The 22,626-nt window shown below is 52.3% G+C and carries 27 protein-coding genes; 16 read left to right on the top strand and 11 right to left on the bottom strand.

Going from position 1 to position 22,626, the window contains the following annotated elements; genetic code table 11:
* The first annotated feature begins 10 nt into the window (after positions 1-10).
* From Q8W24_RS04975 to Q8W24_RS04950, 6 genes are all read left to right on the top strand, one after another.
* Positions 11-610, top strand: coding sequence for a hypothetical protein (locus Q8W24_RS04975; RefSeq protein WP_305414398.1), 600 nt, complete (start codon positions 11-13; stop codon positions 608-610).
* Positions 611-628: 18 nt separating this feature from the next.
* A complete protein-coding gene (locus tag Q8W24_RS04970) occupies positions 629-1,027 on the top strand; it encodes a hypothetical protein (RefSeq protein WP_305414397.1) in 399 nt (132 codons plus the stop codon).
* A gap of 17 nt (positions 1,028-1,044) precedes the next feature.
* Entirely contained in the window at positions 1,045-1,692 is a 648-nt protein-coding gene (locus tag Q8W24_RS04965; RefSeq protein WP_305414396.1) for a hypothetical protein, read from the top strand.
* Positions 1,693-1,768: 76 nt separating this feature from the next.
* Positions 1,769-2,128, top strand: a complete 360-nt coding sequence (locus tag Q8W24_RS04960; protein WP_305414395.1) for a hypothetical protein — start codon at positions 1,769-1,771, stop codon at positions 2,126-2,128.
* Positions 2,129-2,136: 8 nt separating this feature from the next.
* On the top strand, positions 2,137-3,390 hold the full coding sequence (locus tag Q8W24_RS04955; protein WP_305414394.1) for a radical SAM protein: 1,254 nt from the start codon (positions 2,137-2,139) through the stop codon (positions 3,388-3,390).
* Positions 3,391-3,409: 19 nt separating this feature from the next.
* A complete protein-coding gene (locus Q8W24_RS04950) occupies positions 3,410-3,973 on the top strand; it encodes an AAA family ATPase (protein ID WP_305414393.1) in 564 nt (187 codons plus the stop codon).
* Positions 3,974-4,113: 140 nt separating this feature from the next.
* On the opposite strand, the gene Q8W24_RS04945 is transcribed toward Q8W24_RS04950, so the two are convergent.
* Positions 4,114-4,989, bottom strand: a complete 876-nt coding sequence (locus Q8W24_RS04945; RefSeq protein WP_305474591.1) for a YicC/YloC family endoribonuclease — start codon at positions 4,987-4,989, stop codon at positions 4,114-4,116.
* A 111-nt stretch (positions 4,990-5,100) separates the two neighbouring features.
* Between Q8W24_RS04945 and rph the strand changes: the two genes are divergently transcribed.
* A complete protein-coding gene (gene rph, locus Q8W24_RS04940) occupies positions 5,101-5,817 on the top strand; it encodes a ribonuclease PH (protein ID WP_303432744.1) in 717 nt (238 codons plus the stop codon).
* Between the two features lie 138 nt (positions 5,818-5,955).
* Here the strand turns inward: rph and Q8W24_RS04935 are convergent, their stop codons facing one another.
* Positions 5,956-6,729, bottom strand: coding sequence for an exodeoxyribonuclease III (locus tag Q8W24_RS04935; protein ID WP_303432745.1), 774 nt, complete (start codon positions 6,727-6,729; stop codon positions 5,956-5,958).
* Between the two features lie 235 nt (positions 6,730-6,964).
* On the opposite strand from Q8W24_RS04935, the gene pyrE reads away from it, so the two are divergent.
* Positions 6,965-7,612, top strand: a complete 648-nt coding sequence (gene pyrE, locus Q8W24_RS04930) for an orotate phosphoribosyltransferase (protein WP_303432746.1) — start codon at positions 6,965-6,967, stop codon at positions 7,610-7,612.
* Positions 7,612-8,328, top strand: a complete 717-nt coding sequence (locus Q8W24_RS04925) for a hypothetical protein (protein ID WP_303432747.1) — start codon at positions 7,612-7,614, stop codon at positions 8,326-8,328. The genes pyrE and Q8W24_RS04925 overlap by 1 nt, the downstream gene beginning before the upstream one ends.
* Positions 8,329-8,398: 70 nt before the next feature.
* Here the strand turns inward: Q8W24_RS04925 and slmA are convergent, their stop codons facing one another.
* The 4 genes from slmA to coaBC all read right to left on the bottom strand — a co-directional run bounded on the left by slmA (position 8,399) and on the right by coaBC (position 11,762).
* Positions 8,399-9,013, bottom strand: a complete 615-nt coding sequence (gene slmA, locus Q8W24_RS04920; protein ID WP_303432748.1) for a nucleoid occlusion factor SlmA — start codon at positions 9,011-9,013, stop codon at positions 8,399-8,401.
* An 11-nt stretch (positions 9,014-9,024) separates the two neighbouring features.
* On the bottom strand, positions 9,025-9,927 hold the full coding sequence (gene argB / locus Q8W24_RS04915; RefSeq protein ID WP_303432749.1) for an acetylglutamate kinase: 903 nt from the start codon (positions 9,925-9,927) through the stop codon (positions 9,025-9,027).
* 124 nt (positions 9,928-10,051) lie between these two features.
* Positions 10,052-10,510, bottom strand: coding sequence for a dUTP diphosphatase (gene dut, locus Q8W24_RS04910; RefSeq protein WP_305414391.1), 459 nt, complete (start codon positions 10,508-10,510; stop codon positions 10,052-10,054).
* A gap of 43 nt (positions 10,511-10,553) precedes the next feature.
* A complete protein-coding gene (coaBC, locus tag Q8W24_RS04905; RefSeq protein WP_305474588.1) occupies positions 10,554-11,762 on the bottom strand; it encodes a bifunctional phosphopantothenoylcysteine decarboxylase/phosphopantothenate--cysteine ligase CoaBC in 1,209 nt (402 codons plus the stop codon).
* Positions 11,763-11,930: 168 nt separating this feature from the next.
* Here coaBC and radC point away from each other — a divergent pair, with 168 nt between their 5' ends.
* From radC to mutM, 4 genes are all read left to right on the top strand, one after another.
* Positions 11,931-12,605 (top strand): DNA repair protein RadC, encoded by a 675-nt coding sequence (gene radC / locus Q8W24_RS04900; RefSeq protein WP_303432751.1) that lies wholly within the window; start codon positions 11,931-11,933, stop codon positions 12,603-12,605.
* A 228-nt stretch (positions 12,606-12,833) separates the two neighbouring features.
* On the top strand, positions 12,834-13,070 hold the full coding sequence (rpmB, locus tag Q8W24_RS04895; RefSeq protein WP_303432752.1) for a 50S ribosomal protein L28: 237 nt from the start codon (positions 12,834-12,836) through the stop codon (positions 13,068-13,070).
* An 11-nt stretch (positions 13,071-13,081) separates the two neighbouring features.
* The gene (rpmG, locus tag Q8W24_RS04890; protein ID WP_036533854.1) at positions 13,082-13,240 is read left to right on the top strand and encodes a 50S ribosomal protein L33; all 159 of its coding nucleotides are present in this window, start codon (positions 13,082-13,084) and stop codon (positions 13,238-13,240) included.
* A gap of 221 nt (positions 13,241-13,461) precedes the next feature.
* Positions 13,462-14,286, top strand: coding sequence for a bifunctional DNA-formamidopyrimidine glycosylase/DNA-(apurinic or apyrimidinic site) lyase (mutM, locus tag Q8W24_RS04885; protein WP_305474586.1), 825 nt, complete (start codon positions 13,462-13,464; stop codon positions 14,284-14,286).
* 48 nt (positions 14,287-14,334) lie between these two features.
* On the opposite strand, the gene pgi is transcribed toward mutM, so the two are convergent.
* The 5 genes from pgi to Q8W24_RS04860 all read right to left on the bottom strand — a co-directional run bounded on the left by pgi (position 14,335) and on the right by Q8W24_RS04860 (position 19,906).
* The gene (pgi, locus tag Q8W24_RS04880; RefSeq protein WP_303432755.1) at positions 14,335-15,993 is read right to left on the bottom strand and encodes a glucose-6-phosphate isomerase; all 1,659 of its coding nucleotides are present in this window, start codon (positions 15,991-15,993) and stop codon (positions 14,335-14,337) included.
* Between the two features lie 128 nt (positions 15,994-16,121).
* Positions 16,122-16,778, bottom strand: a complete 657-nt coding sequence (locus Q8W24_RS04875; RefSeq protein WP_303432756.1) for a bifunctional 4-hydroxy-2-oxoglutarate aldolase/2-dehydro-3-deoxy-phosphogluconate aldolase — start codon at positions 16,776-16,778, stop codon at positions 16,122-16,124.
* A gap of 302 nt (positions 16,779-17,080) precedes the next feature.
* Complete coding sequence (locus Q8W24_RS04870; RefSeq protein ID WP_303432757.1) at positions 17,081-18,577, bottom strand: hypothetical protein; 1,497 nt, start codon at positions 18,575-18,577, stop codon at positions 17,081-17,083.
* Between the two features lie 102 nt (positions 18,578-18,679).
* Positions 18,680-19,258: an LPP20 family lipoprotein gene (locus Q8W24_RS04865; protein WP_303432758.1), complete on the bottom strand. Its 579-nt coding sequence runs from the start codon at positions 19,256-19,258 to the stop codon at positions 18,680-18,682.
* Between the two features lie 162 nt (positions 19,259-19,420).
* Entirely contained in the window at positions 19,421-19,906 is a 486-nt protein-coding gene (locus Q8W24_RS04860) for a peptidylprolyl isomerase (protein WP_305452486.1), read from the bottom strand.
* A gap of 212 nt (positions 19,907-20,118) precedes the next feature.
* Here Q8W24_RS04860 and hslV point away from each other — a divergent pair, with 212 nt between their 5' ends.
* The 3 genes from hslV to Q8W24_RS04845 all read left to right on the top strand — a co-directional run bounded on the left by hslV (position 20,119) and on the right by Q8W24_RS04845 (position 22,597).
* Positions 20,119-20,655 (top strand): ATP-dependent protease subunit HslV, encoded by a 537-nt coding sequence (gene hslV, locus Q8W24_RS04855; RefSeq protein ID WP_305414385.1) that lies wholly within the window; start codon positions 20,119-20,121, stop codon positions 20,653-20,655.
* Positions 20,652-21,998 (top strand): ATP-dependent protease ATPase subunit HslU, encoded by a 1,347-nt coding sequence (gene hslU / locus Q8W24_RS04850; protein ID WP_303432763.1) that lies wholly within the window; start codon positions 20,652-20,654, stop codon positions 21,996-21,998. Before hslV ends, hslU begins: the two co-directional genes overlap by 4 nt.
* 227 nt (positions 21,999-22,225) lie before the next feature.
* Positions 22,226-22,597 (top strand): DUF971 domain-containing protein, encoded by a 372-nt coding sequence (locus Q8W24_RS04845; RefSeq protein ID WP_303432764.1) that lies wholly within the window; start codon positions 22,226-22,228, stop codon positions 22,595-22,597.
* Positions 22,598-22,626 lie beyond the last annotated feature (29 nt).

Below are 22,626 nucleotides of genomic sequence, written 5' to 3'. Positions count from 1 at the left end.
TGTTTACAAAATGAACAAATTAATATCTTTGATTTTTATAATTACGTTATTAATATTTTTTTTACATTTCAAACAAGTTAGAAGGTTGGCTTATGCGTTAATTGCAGTGGTGGTCGTAATGCTTACGGTGTCGCTCGTATTTAACAATCGGGCATCACTATTAGAATTATCAAAAACAGAGTTGATTTTGATTTTTTTATGCTTGTTGATTGTTTATAAAAATATAAAGTCAGGGATCAAACTTGGGATTAATTGGTTTTTGTCTTTTTATGAAGATCTTGTTTGGATAGGAATGACACCATTTTATGGTGTTGTTTTGTTAGGGTTTATTGAAATATCTGATTCTCTTCTGGATTGGAAATCTTCAAGTCATCCTTCTATGCCTCCCTATTTAAATACAACGACTGTAAGTATAATGCTTCTTGCTCTTATAATAATTCCCATGTTTATTAGAAGTATCCTTGTGAATGTAAATATTCAAAAATGGATACCAAGAAATGATCATGATGAATCTGACAATAAGTATGACGCTGGTTTCAGTAATAAAAATTATTTGAATTCTGAAAAAGATTCAATAAATGATTCTGAAGTGAATGTGAAGAATAGTTAATATGGAAAGGTTTTGGAAATGAATAAAATTATATTTTCATTATTGCTGATAGCTAATATCACTATTGCAATGGAAAGTAATGATAGGGATAATTTAATCGAAGGTTGCAAGCAACTGGCAACACTGTATGAAAACCAGAAAGATCAACGATTTATCTCGGAGTTTATTATGTCGCCATCGGATACACTTCTAGCTGGTTACTGTCGAGGTATGGTTCAGGCATTTGTAGAATATTCATCCAATAGGCTCGTCCCTTGTGGTTACAATAATTCTCGTTATTGTGAGGAATCAATATGCTCTGAATCCGATTGGTATATCATTGCCAATAAGATCAGCCAATATCAATTGGAGGAAGATACAAGTGATATGTATGGTTATTTCAATATCGAAAAAATCCTGATAAGTGGCTGTCAGTAATCGGTCAGGAGCATTCAATGAAAAGTATTCCAGAGACAATTCGTGACCTTTTTGGTATTGATTCGGCGGAAGAAAGTACCGTCCTAAAGGACAAGGCTAATTCATTCCGGCGCAACCATCTTTTGAAAGTTATTGAAAAGCATCGCGTTCAACGAAAGATAGTCTACTTGGTCGATGGTCAGGAAGTCGTACTGTTTAACGCACTGTTACTAAGTTCTATATTCCATGACCCCAAACACGTCAAAAAAATCTTCGAAGACAGAAAAACCAGAAACGAAGCCGCCACCACTATCCGCAGCATTCTATTGGAACGTTCCAACGTATGCGGGATTGCTCTAACTTCAGCCGCAGCGCAGGAATTAGTCGCCTGCCTCGAAAATGAAACAGACCTATATTCCGTCAAGCTTCCCAACCCCTTCGAAATTTTGCCTCAGATAGTATTTGGGAAACATACCAATCTCCTTAACGCACTCTTTGCACAAGCATCTGTACTGGACCCATTGGATTCAGTGCTTGCCGCGTATGTGTCTGGAGATATAGACAAAGCCTGCTATCTGGCCAACAAGATTGAAAATCAGGTAATGGTCAAGCCATTTGTCGATCTGATTCGTAAGCAAAATAAGGAGCGCCAACGGTTTTCAAAACTCTTGGAAAATTTTTTATGAAAATCTGGTTCAGTGTATTGCTAGTGCAATGCACTAGCTAACGATAGGTTCGTTAACCCATAACGGAGCTTTCAACATGTTCACCCAAACTCAATGCCTCAGCAAACGCACAGGTAATCCATTAGTCAGTTATCTTACTCAAGAAGAAGCAGTGATAGCTGCACAATATGCTCTTCAGACCTATCAAAATGCCATGGTTCCTTATCTGTGCGATCGTTGTACCCATTGGCATCTCTGCCCCGAGGAGCGTCATACCCCCAGCGAAACATGCAATTACTGCACTAGTAGCGACGGAAAACCCAAGCAACTCTATGCTACTTATGAAGGGGCAAAAAAACGTGCTGAATGTCTCTGGCACGAAAAAGGGCAGAGGCTCTATGTCTATGAATGCCCACACCAGCACGGATGGCATCTGACTAAATCAGGCAGTTTTTGAGGCGGCATATGAACAAGCATATCGTATTTATATCTGTCGATTGGGAGCGTCCTCAGGATGGACGCTCAAATCTCGGTGCCGCTTCAATACTGGCATCATTAAAAAATGCAGGAATTCACTATACTCTGATCGAAGATGCCGTTAATGCCACCGACTTTAATTACACACAACTGGAGTCCATGGTACTTGCGGCCATTAACTGCTTGGAAGTACAAGGTATAAGCTGCTTGATTGGTATAGGTGCCTATATCTGGAACGAGCCTGTAACTCAACAACTAACAGAGGTCATTCATAACTCAACAGCTGTACCGGTTGTTTTGGGTGGTCCACAAATATCCTATGCTGACGTTGGACTATTAGAAGTCTTATATCCATATGCCAATATTTTTGTGCGCGGCTATGGTGAGCAAGCAATGGTGGCTTTGGCGAGGGGGGAGAACCTACAAGGTCTGGGCATTCACTTTGCTGGTGAAACTGATCTTGGGCAGAAGGCAGAAACAGAGCTGAAGCAACTGTCATCCCCCTGGCTTAGCGGTGTCATGGAAATTGGAAAGTCCATCCGTTGGGAAACCATGCGTGGTTGCCCTTTCCGCTGTGCTTTTTGCCAACACAGAGAATCCAGCGATCGTTTCAAGCTGGTAGAGCAGGCACTCAATTACGAACGTATCAGCAAAGAAGCCAGATTGTTCGCGCAAACTGGAGTTGAGAGAATATCTATTCTTGATCCGATTTTTCACCTAGATACAAAACGTTCTGTCGACCTTCTAACCCTTTTTAAAGAAGTTGGTCTAACCGCACAAATTACCCTGCAATGTCGTTTTGAATTGATTAAAGACGAATTTATCGATGTGCTGGAAGGGCTAAATGTAGTGCTCGAATTTGGGCTGCAAACAGCTATTGCAGAGGAAGGAAACGCAATTGGTCGGCCAAATAATCTGGGTATGGCTGAGCAGGTGATTACGAAGTTAAAAGCCCGAAATATTCCATTTGAAGTATCTCTGATCTACGGTCTGCCAAAGCAAACACTAGCGAGCTTTCGTCAGTCGTTAACCTGGTGCTGGAATCAGCAGGTACCCGTTATACGTGCCTGGCCTTTGATGATATTGCGCGGAACTCCACTGGATAAACAACGGGAAAAATTCGGACTGATAGAGTCTGAAGATCATGCTATTCCTCATGTCATCGCCAGTAATAGTTTTAGCTATAGCGATTACCTTCAGATGGAGGTGCTAGCACAGGTAATGAACCAGTTTGAAGTTTAACTCATAGTGGAAACCAACAATGTCATTATTTATCGTACTTGAAGGGCTTGATGGTGTAGGTAAAAGCACGCTAGCCCAGCGCTATGCCCAGCAGCATGGATACCTGCTAATGACCACACCCGGCAGAGACATTCAGCCCATTAGAGCAGAGATCATTAATGGACTAGGCAACAGTGAAACCGCAAAGGCCTTGTTCTACGCTGCAACCGTGCAGGCGGAAGGTGAAAAAGCGTATCAACTGGTTGAGAAGGGGGAGAGTGTACTGATGGATCGCTACCGAGCATCGACCCTTGCTTATGCTTATCAACGGAACGTCACGCTAAATCTGTCCGCCGTGCTATGTCAGACCCGACGGCCCCATTTGAGTATTTTGTTAACCCTTGACGAGCAACAGCGGCAGGAAAGACTACAACAACGTGGAGCCACGGCAGAAGATATCGAAACCCTGAACCCCGAATTTAGAGATGGAGTGCTGAACAGCTTACAGGCGGAATGTGATGTGACGCTGGATCTTACCGGTGCCAATGAAGAAAAGGCCGTCGCCTTACTTCGCGATTGCATATGCAATCAGTTGCGTATGTAGTGGTCAACTGATTCCGGACATCTGCAAACTGATTTGGACGGAAAAAATTAAAAAGCCCTGTATTTTCAATGCTCTTCACAAGGTAATACAGGGCTTTTAGACTTAGACATTCTTGGACAGGTAACTTTCTACCCAAGAAGCTATTCAATATTCTGGACCTGCTCGCGCATCTGTTCTATCAGTACTTTCATCTCAATGGCCGCTTGTGTTGTGGTGCTGGTCAGGGATTTGGAAGACAGGGTGTTAGCCTCGCGATTCAGCTCTTGCATCATAAAATCAAGACGGCGGCCAACAGGCTCTGTGCGTTGCAGGATATTTTGGGTTTCCTGAATGTGGGTGCGCAGTCGGTCGAGTTCTTCGGTAACGTCGGCCTTTTGCGCCAGTATCACCATTTCTTGCTCCAGGCGTTCCGGATTGGCGCTGCCTCTGCGTGCCCCCAGCATATCGGCCAGACGTTGTTGCAGTTGTTGGTGGTGGCTGGTGAGGGCTTCGGGCAGGTGGGCTTCTACGGTCGCGACCAGTGTATCCATGGCAATAAGTCGCTGCTGAATCAGTGATGCCAGGCTGAGGCCTTCCTGGGCGCGGCTGTGGCTGAGGTTGGTCAGGCAGTCGTCAAAGGCTTGCAGGGTGATCTGCTGTATTGCCTGGGTATCGACCGGGGGGGTCTTCATAAGGCCGGGCCACTGCAGGATATCGAGCAGGTTGGCAGGAGCGGCATCGGGGATCTTGGTGGCGATGGTGTCGAGAGTGCGGCTGAGGTTTTCTAACAGCCGTTCGTTAATATTCAGTGCGCTTTGTTGCTGATTTGGTTGTAGTCGTAGCTGGCACTCGACTTTGCCGCGACCCAGCTGTTTCTTTAACCGTTCACGCAGTGCTGGTTCCAGTTCACGAAAGTTGTCGGGCAGGCGTAACTGTGGTTCCAGGTAGCGGTGGTTGACGGATCGAATTTCCCAGACAATCTGCCCAGCGGGAGTGTCAGCCTGTTGGCAGGCAAAGGCTGTCATACTGTAAACCATGGAATTGCTCCGTAAGTGAGTAACCGGTAGAGCGGTGGTGGCCAGATACCCCTGCCATGTCGTTATAATGCCGCCCCATCAAGATATTTTAAGCACAGAAGAGGAAATTGTATGAGACCCAGTGGTCGTGCTCCTGATCAACTCCGCGAAGTTCGTATTACTCGCCATTACACCAAACACGCGGAAGGTTCTGTGCTGGTTGAATGCGGTGATACAAAAGTGATTTGTACCGCCAGTGTGGAAACCAATGTGCCGCCGTTTTTGCGTGGCAAGGGCCAGGGTTGGGTGACGGCGGAGTACGGTATGCTGCCGCGTTCAACCGGTTCGCGCATGATACGTGAAGCCGCCAAGGGCAAGCAGCAGGGCCGTACGGTAGAAATCTCTCGCCTGATTGGCCGCAGCCTGCGTGCTGCTGTGGATATGAAGGCCTTGGGTGAAAATACCATCGCCATCGATTGTGATGTGATACAGGCCGACGGCGGCACTCGTACGGCGTCGATCACCGGCGCGTGTGTTGCCATGGTGGATGCCATCAACTGGTTGAAGCAAAAGGGCAAACTCAAGGGAGAGCCTCTGAAGCACATGATCGCGGCGGTTTCTGTGGGGGTTTATAAGGGCGAGCCGGTGCTGGATCTGGATTACCCAGAAGACTCCGCCGCTGAAACCGACATGAACGTAATCATGACGTCGAATGGCGGCTTTGTGGAAGTGCAGGGAACTGCCGAAGGTAATACCTTCACCCGTGATGAGCTGAACGCCATGCTGGCGCTGGCAGAGAAAGGCATTAATGAGCTGTCTGATCTGCAGATTGCAGCATTGAACGGCTGATCTTGCCTGGGCGATATATCCACAGAGGATATCGCCCGAATGGTTTTATTCAGATGATGACTCTGAAAACACAAAAAAGCCCGCGCACGGTCGCGGGCTTTTTTGTGCCTGGCGTTTGTTGCGCTGCTGCCAGGGCGATTATTCGTCGTCGAATTCGTACTCGATCATCACCGCGGCGTGATCACCAAATTGCAGGCTGTTTTCGATTTTGGCATCGACAACGTATTGGCGCACACCGGGACTGCAAATCTGGTAGTCCTTGCGCCAGCCATTCTGGTTGCGACGGGCGCATTCGGCATCTGGCCACCAGGTGAACTGGTTTTCGCCAAAATTGGCTTCGCGGAAGGCGTCAACGTAACCGACCGGGCCAAAGATCTGGTCAAACCAGGCGCGTTCTTCCGGCAGGAATCCGGGCTTGTTCTGGTTGGATTGCCAATCGGCCAGGTCGACGGTTTTATGAGCGGCTTCAAAATTGCCGCAAATAATAAACTCGCGACGCTTGCGGCGATTTTTTTGCAAATGCTCCAGAAACGATTTCTGGAAGGCCAGCTTGTCGTCGAGGTTGTTAAAGACATCAACGGATGGAAACAGGATGGAGCCAACACTGACGTGCGGGAAGTCGGCCTGGATATAGCGGCCTTGCATATCGCACTGAGGGAACGCCAGGCCGGTCATGATGGCCTTGGGAACCTCTTTGGTGAGAATGGCAACACCTGAATAGTCATCCGCCTCTGCATCAAAAAAGTAGGCGTTAAAATCTCGCGGGTAAACGACATCGTCAGAAAGCTGATATTCTTTTGCGCGCAGATTCTGGATGGCGACGACATCGGCGTCGGCCATGCTCAGCCATGCATACAGGCCCTTATCTACTGCCTGTTGCAGCCCGTCTACCTGTAAAGTGATAACTCGCATACGTGGTTCCCAACTAGTGAAGCGTGTATCATAACCCATCAATCTAAGTGCGGGTAAACTGAGGCAATATTTGGTTGTGAGTTGTCTCACTTGTTGTACTTGTCTGGTGTCCGGTGAGGCGGTGCATTAGGTCGGTAGCGCTCTGACCTGCACTTGCTTTCCTATTGACTGTCGACCAGTTCCTGCCATTGCATTATTCGTTCCATTTATATTAGTTCCCTTTTCAGGATGCGATATGAAAGCCTATCAACAAGAATTTATCGAATTCGCTATTCAGCAGGGTGTCCTGAAGTTTGGTGAGTTTACGCTAAAGTCGGGTCGAATCAGCCCTTATTTCTTTAATGCCGGGTTGTTTAACAGCGGTTTGGCCCTTGCTCGCCTGGGGCGTTTTTACGCTGCCGCACTGGAAGATGCTGGTTTGCAGTACGATGTGGTGTTTGGCCCGGCGTACAAAGGTATTCCTCTGGCGGCAGCCATGACCGTGGCTCTGGCCAATGACTACCAGAAAGACGTGCCTTATGTGTTTAATCGCAAGGAAGCCAAGGCCCATGGTGAAGGCGGTAATCTGGTGGGTGCGCCTTTGGCGGGCCGTGTGGTCATTGTCGACGATGTGATTACTGCTGGAACGGCTATTCGGGAAGTCATGACCCTGATCGCTGGTACTGAGGGTGCAACGGCGGCAGCGGCCCTGATTGCGCTGGATCGCCAGGAGAAAGGCCAGGGTGAGTTGTCTGCGATCCAGGAAGTAGAACGGGACTTCGATATCAAGGTGGCCAGTATCGTGACCCTGAATCAGGTGCTGGACTATGTGGCGACCCAGGATGATCTGAAAAACCACGCGTCTGCTATCGAAGCGTATCGGGCGCAATACGGGGTGTGCTGATGCTGGGATACTTGAACGGTAAACAATGGCTTGCTCGTAGTCGCTTGCTGGTTGCGCTATTGGGTTCTTTGCTGGCATCGGAAGTTGTTGCCGCCAAGTTGTATCGTTTCAAGGTCGATGGTCAGACGGTGCTGCGGGACCGAATACCGGCTGAGCTGGTGGGCCAGGGCTATGAGGTGCTGGGCAGTAACGGTATGGTGCTGGAAGTGGTTGCTCCGGCACCAACAGAAGAAGAGCTGGTTATCCGGCGCGCCAGAGAAGCGGCTGAGCTGCAACGACAAGAGCAAATTGCCCAGCAAAAAGAAGCGGATATCAATCTGCTGCGGTTGTACGAGCAGCCATCGGATGTTGAACGGGCCAGGCTGCGCAAGTCAGAAGAAGTCGCGACCTATATCACCTTGCAGGAACGTCGCCAGCAAGCGTTGGAAGAAAAGCTGCAAGTGGCACAGCAGCAGGCCGAGCGCTTTACCAGTAAGGGTGATCCGGTCCCTGAGGATATTCAGGACGAAGTGGACGAGATCGCTGATGTGATTGCCGACAGCCAACGGGATATCCGGGATCGTCGTGCTGAGTTAGGGCGTATTACCCGGGATTATGCGGAGCAGTATGAGCGCATACGCATTCTGCAGGTTTATCCGCCAGGTACTTTGTACGACGAGGTGGATTTTGACCGGGTTGATCGTTTTATCAAGGCCACTCCTCCCGTCAGCCGCTAGGCCAGCTGGCTTGGCGTCCCTGCTGTTGAGTCTTCCGTCCGTTTATTCCGTCTATGCCGTTGCCGTTTATTCAGTAGGTCGGAATGTGCTTTGCCCGCAATAACTGGCTTTGTAACAGCGGCCACTGTTCATCCCAATAGGCGGTGGGTTTCAGGGCAAATTCCGTCCGTACAAACTGACGGATCTTGCCTTCGACCACAGCCGTCAACAAGTTGGCCAGCGCACTGGCCGTGTGCTGTGGCAGCTTGTCTTCACGCAATTCGGCTTCCCGGATGATTTGTCGGAACTGGGTATCCAGCCGTTCAAAAAACTGCTGGATACGCTGACGCAGGCGTTCGGTTTCTCCCGCCAGGGCATCACCAGACAACAAGCGGCACATGCCGGGGTTGCGTTCAGCAAATGTCAGCAACAGCATCAGGGTGTGCTGGCAGCGCGCTTCAGCGGTGTCGATGTCTTGCAGGATCAGGTTGATACGGCTGAAAATTGTTTCTTCTATAAAAATAATCAGCCCTTCAAACATCTTTGCCTTGCTGGGGAAGTGGCGATACAGCGCCGCTTCCGAGACGCCCACCTCTTTTGCCAGATTGGCGGTGGTGATTCTGGCCCCAGGCTGGGTTTCCAGCATATGCACCAGAGCCTGAAGTATCTGGTCCTTGCGGGATAGCTTGTTTTCCGCCTGTGCCATGAATCCTCCTGTCAGCCTTTGCGGTTGGTAATCAGAGTGCCCACACCTTCATCGGTGAACAGTTCCAGCAGGGTCGAGTGTGCCACGCGTCCATCAATAATATGGGCGCTGGTGACGCCAGCATGGACGGCATCCAGCGCACATTGGATCTTGGGTAACATGCCACCGTAGATGGTACCGTCAGCAATCAGGTCGTCGACTTGCCGGGTAGTCAGACCGGTAAGGATATTGTTCTGCTTGTCCATCAAACCGGCGATATTGGTTAATAGAATCAGTTTTTCGGCCTTGAGTACTTCCGCGACCTTACCGGCAACCAAATCGGCGTTGATGTTGTAGGAGCGACCTTCTGAGTCGACACCAATCGGTGCAATAACCGGAATAAAATCACTGTCATTGAGCATGTCCAACACCTTGGTGTTGATACTGGCGACTTCACCAACGTGGCCGATGTCGATGATTTCCGGTTTTTCCAGATCCGGAGAAGCCCGGGTCACATGCAGCTTGCGAGCGTGCAGCAGCTGGCCATCCTTACCGGTCAGGCCAATGGCATCACCACCGTTCTGGTTGATCAGGTTGACGATGTCTTTGTTGACCAGGCCACCCAGTACCATTTCGACCACGTCCATGGTTTCGCTGGTGGTCACGCGCATGCCGTTAACAAAGTGGCTTTCGATATTGAGTTTGGTCAGCAACTCGCCAATTTGTGGCCCGCCGCCGTGCACCACAACCGGGTTGATGCCAACCAGTTTCAGCATCACCATATCGCGGGCAAAGCTGTTTTTCAGATGTTCGTCGATCATGGCATTGCCGCCGTATTTGACGACAATGGTTTTGCCTACAAAGCGTTGCAGGTAGGGCAGGGCCTGACTCAGAACGTTGACGGTTTGGATAGCGTCATCGCGGTTCAGCGGCATGGTGGGGCTCCATCGGGTGCAGGGCAAGGCCGATCACTCAATCGGCCCTGCAGTATGAGTATGGTTCAGGTTATTGGCAATCGGGCAGTATAGCCTGACCCGATTGGCGCTCGCTATGGATGGCTCAGTGGCGGCCAGAGTGGCCAAAACCACCGCTGCCGCGTTCTGTTGCCGTAAAGTCTTCTACTTGCTGGAGCCGGGCTTGTACCACGGGGACCAGCACCAGCTGTGCCAGACGTTCGCCGACATTCAGCGTGAACGGTTCGGTGCCACGATTCCAGCAGGATACCATGAGCGGGCCCTGGTAATCGGAGTCAATCAGACCGACCAGATTGCCCAGTACGATGCCATGTTTGTGGCCCAGGCCTGAGCGCGGCAGCAGCACGGCAGCGAGACCGGGATCATCGATATAAATCGCCATTCCGGTGGGAATCAGTACGGTCTGGCCGGGTTCGATAACCAGGCTGTCGGTTTCGATGCAGGCGCGTAAGTCCAGCCCTGCTGATCCGCTGGTGGCGTATTCTGGCAGTGGAATGGTATCGCCGAGGCGCGGGTCGAGAATTTTGAATTGCAAGGTATGCACTGTAGCGGCTTCCTGTTGGTTTATGAGTGGCATCGGCGGGCTGTTATTGCGCCTTGAGCTGCTGGGCGATCGCTGCGATCAGTTGCCGCGCCAGCAGGGTTTTGTTCATGACGTCAAATTCGGTCGTACCGTGGCGGCTGTACAGCGTGACAGCATTATTTTCGGCACCGAAGCCAATATCCTGACGCGAGACATCGTTGGCAATGATCATATCGAGATTTTTGCGCTCGAGTTTGTCGCGGGCGTAACTGTCGACGTCGTGGGTTTCGGCGGCAAAACCAACGCTAAACGGCCGTTGTGGATGATGGGCCACGGTGGCGATAATATCGGGGTTCTTGACCAGTGTTAGCTGGATCTCGTCACCGGCTTTCTTGATCTTCTGTTCCGCTACCGCCGCCGGCCGGTAGTCGGCCACGGCGGCGCTGGCAATAAAAACGTCACATTGACCCAGCGTCGCTAATGACGCTGTCAGCATGTCAGCGGCCGATGTAACCGGCACCAAGGCGATCCGCTCGGGTACGGGCAGGCTGACCGGGCCGGAGATCAGTGTAACTTGCGCTCCGGCTTCCAGTGCCGCCTGGGCCAGTGCATAACCCATTTTACCAGAGCTGTGGTTGCTGATGTAACGCACCGGGTCGAGCGCTTCGCGGGTTGGCCCGGCCGTGATGACCACCTGCTTGCCCGCCAAGGTACCACTAACAAAACGGTCGGCCAGTTGTTGGGCAATCGCTTCGGGTTCGAGCATTCGGCCGAGGCCAATATCGCCACAGGCTTGGGCCCCGCTGCCGGGTCCAAACAGAGCCAAGGCATCGCCGCGCAGCCGTGCCAATGTCGAGAGATTGTTCTTGGTCGTGGCGGCGGCCCACATTTGCTGATTCATCGCCGGTGCCAGGCAGAGCGGTGCTGAGCTGGCCAGACAGACGGTGGTCAGCAAGTCATCCCCCATACCGGCGGCAAGGCGGGCAATCAGGTCGGCACTGGCCGGTGCAATCAGGATGGTATCAGCCCAGCGTGCCAGTTCGATGTGACCCATACCGGCTTCGGCAGTCTCATCCAGCAAGGCGTGGTGCACCGGATTACCGGAGAGGGCCTGCAGCGTCAGCGGGGTGATAAATTCCATCGCACCAGCGGTCATAATGACTCGAACAGTGGCACCGGCCTTGGTCAGAGTGCGTACCAGTTCGGCGGATTTGTAGGCAGCAATGCCGCCGCTGATACCGAGCAAAATACGTTTGTTGGCTAATTGCAGCATGGAGAGCTCGTCAGTACTGGGGTAAAATTGGCGTCAGTATAACGCACAGGTGAAACGAAGGAGCCTCGTATCATAATGGCACCCGGAAGGTGACGGCACGATGACAGATGCTGTGCCCGTCAGGTGGTTGAATGAACGAAGCATAACAGCACTGCAAGGAGGCAGATAATGGCAATCAGGGATTGGCCAGAGCAGGAACGTCCACGGGAAAAACTGTTGGCTCAGGGAGCGGCATCGCTGTCGGATGCCGAGTTGCTGGCGATATTTTTACGCACCGGGGTCAAAGGCAAAAGTGCCGTGGATTTGTCGCGGGAGTTGCTGGCGGAGTTTGGCGGTTTGCGACCGCTCTTGATGGCAAGTGAAAAGCGTTTTTGCCAGCCTCTGGGGTTGGGGTCGGCCAAGTTTGCGCTGTTACAAGCCGTGCTGGAAATGGCTCGCCGTCATCTGGCGGAGCAGCTGCAAAAAGGTGATGCCCTGACCAGCCCGGAATTGACCCGGCGTTATTTGTCAGCACAGATCCGGGATCTCGATCATGAGGTGTTTGCGTGTCTGTTTCTGGATAACCAGAACCGGGTTATCCAGTACAAGGAGCTGTTTCAGGGCACCATTGATGGTGCGTCGGTGTACCCGCGTGAGGTGGTGAAGCAGGCGCTGGCCTACGGTGCTGCCGCCGTAATCTTTACTCATAATCACCCCTCCGGTGTGGCGGAGCCAAGCCGGGCGGATCGGCATATTACCGACAAGTTGCAGCAGGCTCTGGGGCTGGTGGATATCCGGGTGCTGGACCATATCGTGGTGGGTGATGGCGAAGAAGTGTCCTTTGCCGAGCGAGGCTGGATCTGACCTGAGAGCGGCAGGCGCAGGTGTTTCAGGGCGGTAAAACGACGATTTCGGGTCGCCAGGTTCCGTACAAAAAATAAACTTCGGCTTGCGCTGTGTTTGTGGTTTTGGTATAAAGCGCAACTCTTTTCAGCCAGGGCCTATCTGGTGTCGCTTGTAAAAGCGCTCCAAGCCCACGGTTGCTAACGAAATTCAGATTGATCGATACAGTTAAGAATCGGGGCTAGATCCATGTCTAAGGTTTGTCAGGTAACAGGAAAAGGTCCTGTTTCCGGGAATAATGTTTCCCACTCAAATACCAAAACCAAGCGCCGTTTTTTACCCAACTTGCAATATCACCGTTTTTGGGTAGAAAGCGAAAGCCGTTTTGTTCGTCTGCGTGTATCAACTAAAGGTATGCGTATCATCGACAAGAAAGGCATCGATCCGGTGCTGGCCGAGCTGCGTGCTCGCGGCGAGAAATTCTAAGGAGACTGATTATGCCACGCGATAAAATCCGTCTGGTGTCCAGTGCCGGTACCGGTCACTTCTACACCACAGACAAGAACAAGCGCACCATGCCTGAGAAAATGGAAATCAAGAAATTTGATCCCGTTGTTCGCAAGCATGTGATGTACAAGGAAGCCAAGATCAAGTAATTGATTCTTCCTGTACAGGCTTGAAAAACCCGGTTATAGCTTAGGCTATCCGGGTTTTTTTATGCCTGGCGTTTGCTGTCGAGGGCTTTGTGCGCTCTGTTTGCGGTTTATATTTGATACTGTCAGAGCGGCCTCTGCAGGCTGTCTGTTTGCCCGCAGTGCCAGAACATCATGCCCAACAACCGTCCAACAACCATGTCAAAACATTATGTTAAAACACTATGCCAGAGCTTCCTGAAGTAGAAACCACTTTGCGGGGTATTACCCCTTACCTGCTCAATCAGACCATTGAGAATGTCGTGGTGCGCCAGTCGCGCTTGCGCTGGCCGGTGGCCGATGAGATATCAGCATTGACGGGCCAGCAGGTGACGGGCTTGAGTCGCCGGGGCAAGTACTTGCTGTTGCAGTTTGACGCCGGGACAGCGGTCTGGCATCTGGGTATGTCGGGGTCGTTGCGACTGGTGAAGGCCGAAGAAGATCCGCGGATTCATGATCATATTGACTGGGTGTTAGGTAACGGCTGGATCTTGCGTTATCACGACCCCAGACGCTTTGGTGCATTGCTGTGGCAGGCACCTGATACGGTGTTAAGCCAGATAGTTTCCCTGGGGCCAGAGCCGTTATTGCCCGAGGCGGAGTCGGGGTTATCCGCTGCGTCGCTGTATCAGCGCAGCCGGGGCAAGAAGCAGGCAATCAAGCTGTTCATTATGGATAACCATACCATGGTAGGGGTGGGGAATATTTACGCCAATGAGAGCCTGTTTATGGCAGGTATCCGGCCAACAACCGCAGCAGGCAACATCAGCAAGCCCAGGTTCGAACGCTTGTTGGACTGTATTCGCCAGGTGCTGGGGCAAGCCATTGAGCAGGGGGGTACAACGCTGCGGGATTTCGTCAACAGTGATGGCAATCCCGGTTATTTTGCCCAGCAGTTGCAGGTCTATGGACGAGGTGGCAAGCCGTGTCGGGTGTGTGAGACGACCTTGAATGAGATTCGTCAGGGTCAGCGGGCAACCGTGTATTGCCCGCTGTGTCAACGCCGCTAGACGGCGATGTGCACCGTCAGCAGACGGTGGGTTAGACAGACGGAAAGGTTACTCAAGGTTGCCGCTGTTTTTGCGTTGCTCGACAAAGTACTGCATCAGGTTGCGGGTGGAGTCATCGTGGTCGTTACGCACGTCGCCACTTTGCAGTTCGGGCAGGATATTTTTTGCCAGGGTTTTGCCCAGCTCAACGCCCCATTGGTCAAAAGAACAGATGTCCCAGATGGTGCCGAGGATAAAAATCTTGTGCTCGTAGAGGGCAATCAAGGCACCCAGTGTGCGTGGGTTGAGCTGATCCAGCAGCAGGCTGTTGGTCGGGCGGTTGCCCTGGTGGATCTTATGGGGAATCAGGCGCTCGATATCGGCGCTCGACATGCCCTTGGCGGTCAGGTCCCGACGAATGTCGTCGGCATTGATACCACACATCAGGGCTTCGGTCTGGGCAAAGAAATTGGCCATCAGTTTTTCATGGTGGCCTTCCACGGGAGTGCTGCTTTCGATCGAACCGATAAAATCGGCCGGTACGACGGTACTGCCCTGGTGCAGGTATTGGTAAAAAGCATGCTGGCCATCAATCCCGAGCTGACCCCAAATAATCGACCCGGTGGTATAAGGAACAATATCGCCGTTACGGTCTACGGATTTGCCGTTGCTTTCCATTTCCGCTTGCTGCAGGTAGGCCGAGAATTTCTGCAATGGCCAGTCGTACGGCAAAATCGCCTGGCTGTGGCGGCCCATGAAGGTGCTGTTCCATAAGGCCGTCAGGGCCAGCCACATCGGGGCGTTGCGCTCTAATGGTTCATTGCGGAAGTGCAGGTCCATATCATGTGCACCCTGCAACAATTCTTCAAACTGTCTGAAGCCGAGATACAGGGCGATGGGCAAGCCAATGGCAGACCATAATGAAAAGCGGCCACCAACCCAATCCCACATCTGGAAGGTGTTTTCCAGTTTGATGCCAAAGGCTTTGACGGCTTCGGCGTTGCTGGAGACGGCAACAAAGTGCTGCGCCACGGCGCGGCTGTCGAATGAGGATGCCATTAGCCAGTTACGGGCGGTCTGGGCATTGGTCATGGTTTCGGCGGTGGTGAAGGTTTTGGACGCCACCACAAACAATACCCGCTCCGGGTTGAGTCCTTTCAGCACATTGGCGATTTCCATGCCATCGACATTGGACACAAAGTGGATCTTGATCTGGTCGTCGGCATAGGGCTTGAGCGCCTGGGTTACCATACGTGGGCCAAGGTCAGAACCACCAATACCAATGTTGACCACATCGGTAATGCGTTTGCCGGAATGGCCGCGCCAGCGGCCCTTGCGAACGGCATTAACAAACACCCGGATACGCTTGAGTTCATGCTCAATGACAGGCATGACATCTTCACCATCGACATACACCGGCGAATGCCCGCGATTACGCAAGGCGGTATGCAGCACCGCCCGGTCTTCGGTGACATTGATATGTTCGCCGTTGAACATATCGTCGCGACATTTTTCCAGATCACATTGACGCGCCAATGCTAGCAGGTGCTGGAAGGTTTCGTCGTCGATGGGGTTCTTGGAGATATCCAGCAAGATGTTCTGGACCTTGAGAGAATACTTGTCAAAACGTTCCGGGTCATCAAACAGTGATTGGATCGGGGTTTCAAGTGCTGGTTCGACGCGCTTTTGGAGGGCTTGCCAGGCGGGTAGTTGGGTAACGGCGGACATTGGTATTCCTTGTCTGTCTTACGGTAAACGGATTAAATGAATTGTTATTGATCGTTGTGACAACAAAACGACGCAGGGTACAGGTCGCCATTCTGTTGTCTGTCACAGGTATTGGTTGGGCACGGGTCTTAGCCGCGCAGGTTGCTGGCGCTTCTGGCCAGTTCGCGAATGGCATCCCAGTCTTTGGCTGCAATCAGCTCATCCGGTGTCAGCCAGGTACCGCCGACACACATAACGTTACCAAGGCTCAGGTAATCGTTGGCATTACCGGGACGAATGCCTCCTGTCGGGCAAAAGCGCACTTCTGGAAACGGTCCGGCAATGGACTTCAGAATGGCTGTGCCACCGGCGGCAGCGGCGGGAAAGAACTTGAAGCGGCGGTAGCCAAAATCCATCGCCGTCATCATCTCCGAGACCGTCTGGATACCCGGTACCATGGGAATATTGGCAGCAATCGCACCAGCCAGCAGTGCCGGTGTGGCGCCAGGGGTAAAAACAAATTCACTACCGGCATCAATGGCTGCCTGCAGGTTAGCCGTATTGGTGACGGTACCCGCTCCCACCCGAGCTTCGGGAACGTGTTCAGCAATGGCGCGGATAGCATCCAGTGCGGCGTCACTGCGCAGGGTGATTTCCAGAACCGGCAAACCGCCATCCACCAGTGCTTGAGCCAGGGGTACGGCATCTTCCAGGTGTTCAATCTTTAGAACCGGAATCACCGGTGCCAGAGCGACCAGATCATCAATTTGCGAGATAAACGTAGCGGGATAATTGCTTGTGGTCATAACAACTCCTTGTGCGCGACTGTGAGCCAGGATTGCATCAATCATACAGATTCGATGTGACAAGTGCTGGTATCTGGCCGCCCTGACATATGTGGAAACCCCAGCTATCAGGGGTTCGAGTGATTATTACTGTTTTTAAGCAATATACGCTCCCGGAATAGCAGGATGAGTGCTGATACCGACAGTACAATGAATTCATCATATTGCCTCGCTCACCGGGTTGCGCGACTGCCTCCTCTCGACTGTCCAGTTTGCTTGGTGAGTACCGGTTCGGAGGCAATGACGCTTGACGCCCAGCGGGATCAGAATTTTCTTAACGTCGGTGTCTGGTCTTGATAACGGGGCATCATCATGCCGAGATCGGCATTGATGTAGGTCGGATCGGCTACCAGGTAGCGTTTGCCTTCAAACCGCCAGCCGCTGCCGGTGATGGCGCTGTCGGTGGCGTTCATGGCGATGGCGGTGGCAACGTGGCCCGGTAACTCGACAATCAGCACATCAGCATCCAGCAGCTGTTGCGCCAGCCAGCCAAACAGAGCAGCGCGGTCTTCGCAGTCGGAGTAAGGGTAGTGCAGGGTTTCCAGCGGGAACAGGTAGTTCTCGCTCTGAAACTGCTCGGCGTCGGTTTCATAACGGAAACCGGTTTGCACCAACCGTAGCAGGTAGTTGATTTTGCTCTGACGGTCGTTCAGTCGGGCCAGTCGAGGCCGTAACTGATCCAGTAATTGCTGGGCCGTAACGGCTGGTAATCCGGCCTGAAAGTAGCCTGGCAGTGCCAGTTGCGGGTAGGTGGCCAGATAAGCGCTGTAGTCGGCAGGGTAACTGACCTGAAGGGATTCAGTCTGGCCTTGCCAGCGAAAGCTGAGCGTTCGTGTTTCTTCGCCGCCACCAGGTACAAAGCGGTATGGATCGCTAAAACCGATGGGGCGTGAGCCCAGTTCATGAGTACCCTGATAGGTTTTGACGGTCCCCAGTCCCAGTGGTTGCTCGCCGGGTTGAATGGCGTAATAACGCTGCTGGTCAAGCTCAAAATAGGTAACGCCGTAGAGCTTTTCCTGGGCCGGTAGCAGCAGGTGAATTTGCTGGTCGTAGGCGACTCTGGCATCAAAACCGGCTTTGACCAGTAAAAACCAGCAGTTCAGTACCTGACTGTTGGGGTCATCATGCAGGGCGTGAGCAAATTGACTGAACAGCACGGCGGTAGCCCAGTCGTTTAATTGCCAGTCACTGGCCGCGGCTGTTAGCGCATCGACAAGCGATTGATGTTGACTGCTGGCGAGTTGCTGCCAGTAAGTGGCAATACGTTTGTTATCAGGTCGACCGCTGAATGTCTGTTTGAAACCATCGGGAATCTCGACACTGAGACTGCGTCCATAAAATGTCAGTTGTACGGTATTGGGATTGGCTGGCAATGATTCCGGTGGGATAACCGCGGGCCGGGGTGTCGAAGGGGGTAATGGCGCCACCACGACGGGTGGCGGGAGCGGTTCACTGGTGGGCCGGGCTGGTTCTGGTGTATCGACCGGGGCCGGGCGGGCAACCGGCAGAGTATCCGGCTTGGGTTCCGGATCTCGTTGTTGTGCCGGTTCAACCTCGACGTCTTTCCAGCGCTGGTTGAGAAAGGTTAGAAAAGCGCGGTCATTTTTATCCAGATAGGACTGATAATTGTCCTGGGTCTGCTGTAACCACTGTTGGTATTCATTGGTTTGTGTCGGGGTGGCGGCCAGTGACCAGGCACTGGTCATCAAGGTGACGACAGCAACAAAGCCGCGTAAACCTTGCTGGAATCTGACGTTCATGGCACTTGCCCTCTCAGTTAACTTACCTGAGCCGTTGTCGGGGGATGGAACCAACACAGCAGAGCGAGGTGAACCTGGCTGCTGCTGTGTTGGGCAATCGGTTTATTTCAGTTTGGCGATTTCTTCAGCCAGTTCATCAAAGGATTTTTCGGACTGGAATTTCTGCCACAGCGCCTGATCATTGGCCATGGAGGTTTTCAGGGCCTGTTCCGTTACCTGGGCCATGGTGTCGGCATTCAGACCAACCAGTACCACCATACCGCCGCTTGGGGTCGGCATCTGGCGCAGGATTTTGGAACCAACCAGGGTTTCCTTGGTGATCTGGCGAGTGACAGAGGAATTCACCTTGTCGACGGTTTCGCCATCCCCGGTACCCGTGGTCTCAGCATATTGCTTGATCATGTTCTGGACTTCGATACGCATGGTCTGAGCCAGCTCAACACGGGCAGCAGTGGCCGCCATTTGTTTCATGAAGTTGGGGCCAGCGGCAGTTTTGTCGGCATAACCAACCGCAGTCAGGTCGACACCATCAATCGGTGCGCCACAAACCCATTCCGGTGCTGCCTTGCCCGAACCATCAGCAAAAGCACAGCTGACCGGTTGGGTTTCGATCGACTGGTTGGATGAGCAGCCTGCCATAACCGCGACAGCCGCCGCCATTGCCCAATGTTTAAACGCCATAACGTTCTCCTTGTGATATGAATGGGGTCGCTTTCTGATCAGATAAGCCAACACCCTGAATGGTTCATGCTTTGTAATGTCAATATGACCTGTCTTGCCTGTTGTCCCATGCTACGCCAGCACCATGACAATGTGATTGATCTGGTACGGCAGATCCGCCTGTCAGGACCCGTGTCCGCAGTGATCACCGGCGTGGGCGTGGCCATGGGCCAGTTCTTCGGCGGTGGCATCACGGGTACTGAGGATCGACACCTGAAACGTCAATGTCTTGCCTGCCAGCGGATGGTTGGTATCAACATCGGCCATAAATTTACCAACTTTGACGACCGTCACCTTGCGCGGGCCATGTTCTGTCTGAACTTCTGCAAGCATTCCGGCGCGCCAGCGTTTGGCACCTTGCAGATGTTTTACCGGCACCCGTTGTTGAGCGTCGTCGTGGCGCTGGCCATAGGCCTGATCCGGGGTCAGGGTCAGCAGTAATTCATCCCCTGCAGAGCGGCCATCAAGGGCCGCTTCAAATGCCCCCAGCATCTGTTTTTTGCCGTGCATGTACAGCACTGGCTCGCCATCAAAAGTCGACTCAATCAGTTGGTTCTCGCTATCAGTCATGCGGTAGTGCAATTCAACAACGGTATTGGCAGTAATCATCTTGTTTTCCAGCGTATATTCAATTGTAGAGTATCCGGCTGTCGGTAAAGTCAGGCAACTGTTAAAAAAGCGTCAAAGGTAAGTAAAGGCAGTCCAAGCCAGAAATAACAGTGCGGTAAGCGCAAATGTAATCCGCTTGGCATAGACACTTGATTTCGTGATTGACGGCCCCATCTTTTACCGCTGACCCGAATGTAAGCAGGAAGTACGCTATGACAACGATTGTATCCGTCCGACGTGGTGACCAGGTGGTGATTGCCGGTGATGGCCAGGTATCACTGGGTAATACCGTGATGAAAGGGAATGCACGCAAGGTCCGTCGGCTCTACAACAATAAGGTATTGGCCGGGTTTGCGGGCAGTACCGCGGATGCATTTACCCTGTTTGAAAAATTTGAAGCCCAGCTGCAGCAACATCATGGCCAGCTGACGCGTGCCGCCGTCGAGCTGGCCAAAGAATGGCGCTCGGACCGTGCGCTGCGCAAGCTGGAAGCGATTCTGGCAGTGGCTGATCACACCGCTTCCCTGATCATTACCGGTAATGGCGACGTGGTGCAGCCGGAAGAAGATCTGATTGGTGTGGGTTCTGGTGGTCAATTTGCCCTGGCCGCGGCTCGTGCCCTGTTACACAACACAGACCTGGAGGCACGAGACATCGCCGAAAAAAGCCTCACTATCGCCGGAGAGATCTGTGTCTTTACCAACAACAATATGACGGTTGAATGCCTGTCTGCCGGAGATAACGCATGAGCGAAATGACCCCGAGAGAAATTGTTCACGAGCTGGACCGTCATATTATTGGCCAGCAGAATGCCAAACGATCCGTCGCGATTGCCCTGCGTAACCGCTGGCGTCGCATGCAGCTGCCAAAAGCACTGCGCGATGAAGTGACCCCCAAGAATATCCTGATGATTGGTCCGACCGGGGTGGGTAAAACCGAAATTGCCCGACGTCTGGCCAAACTTTCCAACGCCCCTTTTATCAAGGTCGAAGCAACCAAATTCACCGAAGTGGGTTATGTCGGCAAAGACGTGGAATCCATTATTCGGGATCTGATCGAAACCGGCATTAAAATGCTGCGCGAGCAAGAGATGGTGCGAGTCAGCCACCGGGCTGAAGAAGCGGCAGAGGAACGTATTCTTGATGCTTTACTGCCTCCGGCTCGTTCCAATACACAAAGCGAGTGGGACACCACAACCAGCCCCAAAACCGAAGATTCCTCCACCCGTCAGATTTTCCGCAAGAAACTGCGTGAAGGTCAGCTGGATGACAAGGAAATTGATATCGCTGTTGCGCAGGCACCGGCAGGCGTTGAGATTATGGCGCCGCCAGGCATGGAAGAAATGACCAGCCAGTTGCAGAACATGTTTTCCAACATGGGGAGCGACAAAAAAACCACACGCAAGCTGAAAATCCGCGATGCTTTCAAGCAGCTTCAGGATGAAGAAGCGGCCAAAATGCTCAATATGGAAGACCTGAAAGCCAGAGCGATCGACCTGGTAGAGCAAAACGGCATCGTCTTTATTGATGAGATCGACAAGGTTGCCAAGCGAGGCGAATCCGGTTCCGGTGGTGATGTCAGCCGTGAAGGAGTACAGCGCGACCTGTTGCCGCTGATTGAAGGCAGTACCGTCAGCACCAAACACGGCATGATCAAGACTGACCATATCCTGTTTGTGGCTTCCGGTGCTTTCCACGTTGCCAAGCCGTCAGATCTGATCCCGGAACTACAGGGACGTTTGCCAATCCGGGTTGAATTACAAGCACTGACGCCGGGCGACTTCGAACGTATTCTGACTGAACCCAGCGCCTCGCTGACGGAACAATACCGTGCCTTGTTGCAGACCGAAGGCGTGGAGCTTGAATTTCGCCCGGACGCCATCAAGCGCCTGGCGGAGATCGCTTACGAGGTGAACGAAAGCACCGAGAACATCGGGGCTCGTCGTTTGCACACCATTATGGAGCGCCTGCTGGAAACCGTTTCCTTTGACGCCACCGACCTGAGCGACGCCGTTGTCATCGACGCCGCTTATGTTGAGGCCCAGTTGGGCGATGTGGTGAGAAACCAGGACCTGAGCCAGTTTATTCTCTGAGCCAAAGGCCTGGTTGACGCTGGTTGCTCTCGCTATAAGAGCAACCGCGTTCAATATTTGGTTGGGTATTTGGATATATGGATGTTTAATCGAGTCGCCGAGAGACCGGCGTCTATCTATACTGATTACCGTGATCCGACAACCCAAACCGTTAGCCGCAACGACCAACACACGCTAATCTGGCAACATTTGCCACGTGTTCCATCCCTCAGTTCGGGAGATAGCCCATGAAGCCAGATGGCATCACCGTAAAAAAAAGCAGCCGTTGCCTGGTATTACGCTACGGCGAACAAAGCCATGAACTCAGTTTCGAATTCCTGCGGGTGTTATCACCTTCAGCCGAAGTACGCGGTCACGGTACCGGCAACGGCGTGCTGCAATCGGGTAAAAAAGACGTCGGCCTGCTGCGGGTTGAACCCGCTGGCAACTACGCCCTGAAACTGGTGTTTGACGATGGTCATGATTCCGGACTGTACGACTGGTCTTATTTGCACCATTTGTGTATGAATCAGGCAACGCTCTGGCAAGATTACCTTGATCAATTGGCCGCCGCCGGTGTGGGTCGGGAATCCATGTTGATTAATATTCGTGGACTATGACAGCAGATTGAGCAGCATCAGCTGCCTTT

The sequence above is a fragment of the Oceanobacter sp. 4_MG-2023 genome, from assembly GCF_030689165.1.
Classification (GTDB): Bacteria; Pseudomonadota; Gammaproteobacteria; order Pseudomonadales; family Oceanobacteraceae; genus Oceanobacter.
The sequence above is the reverse complement of the archived record's forward strand: the minus strand, read 5'-3'. Positions and strand labels throughout refer to the sequence as shown.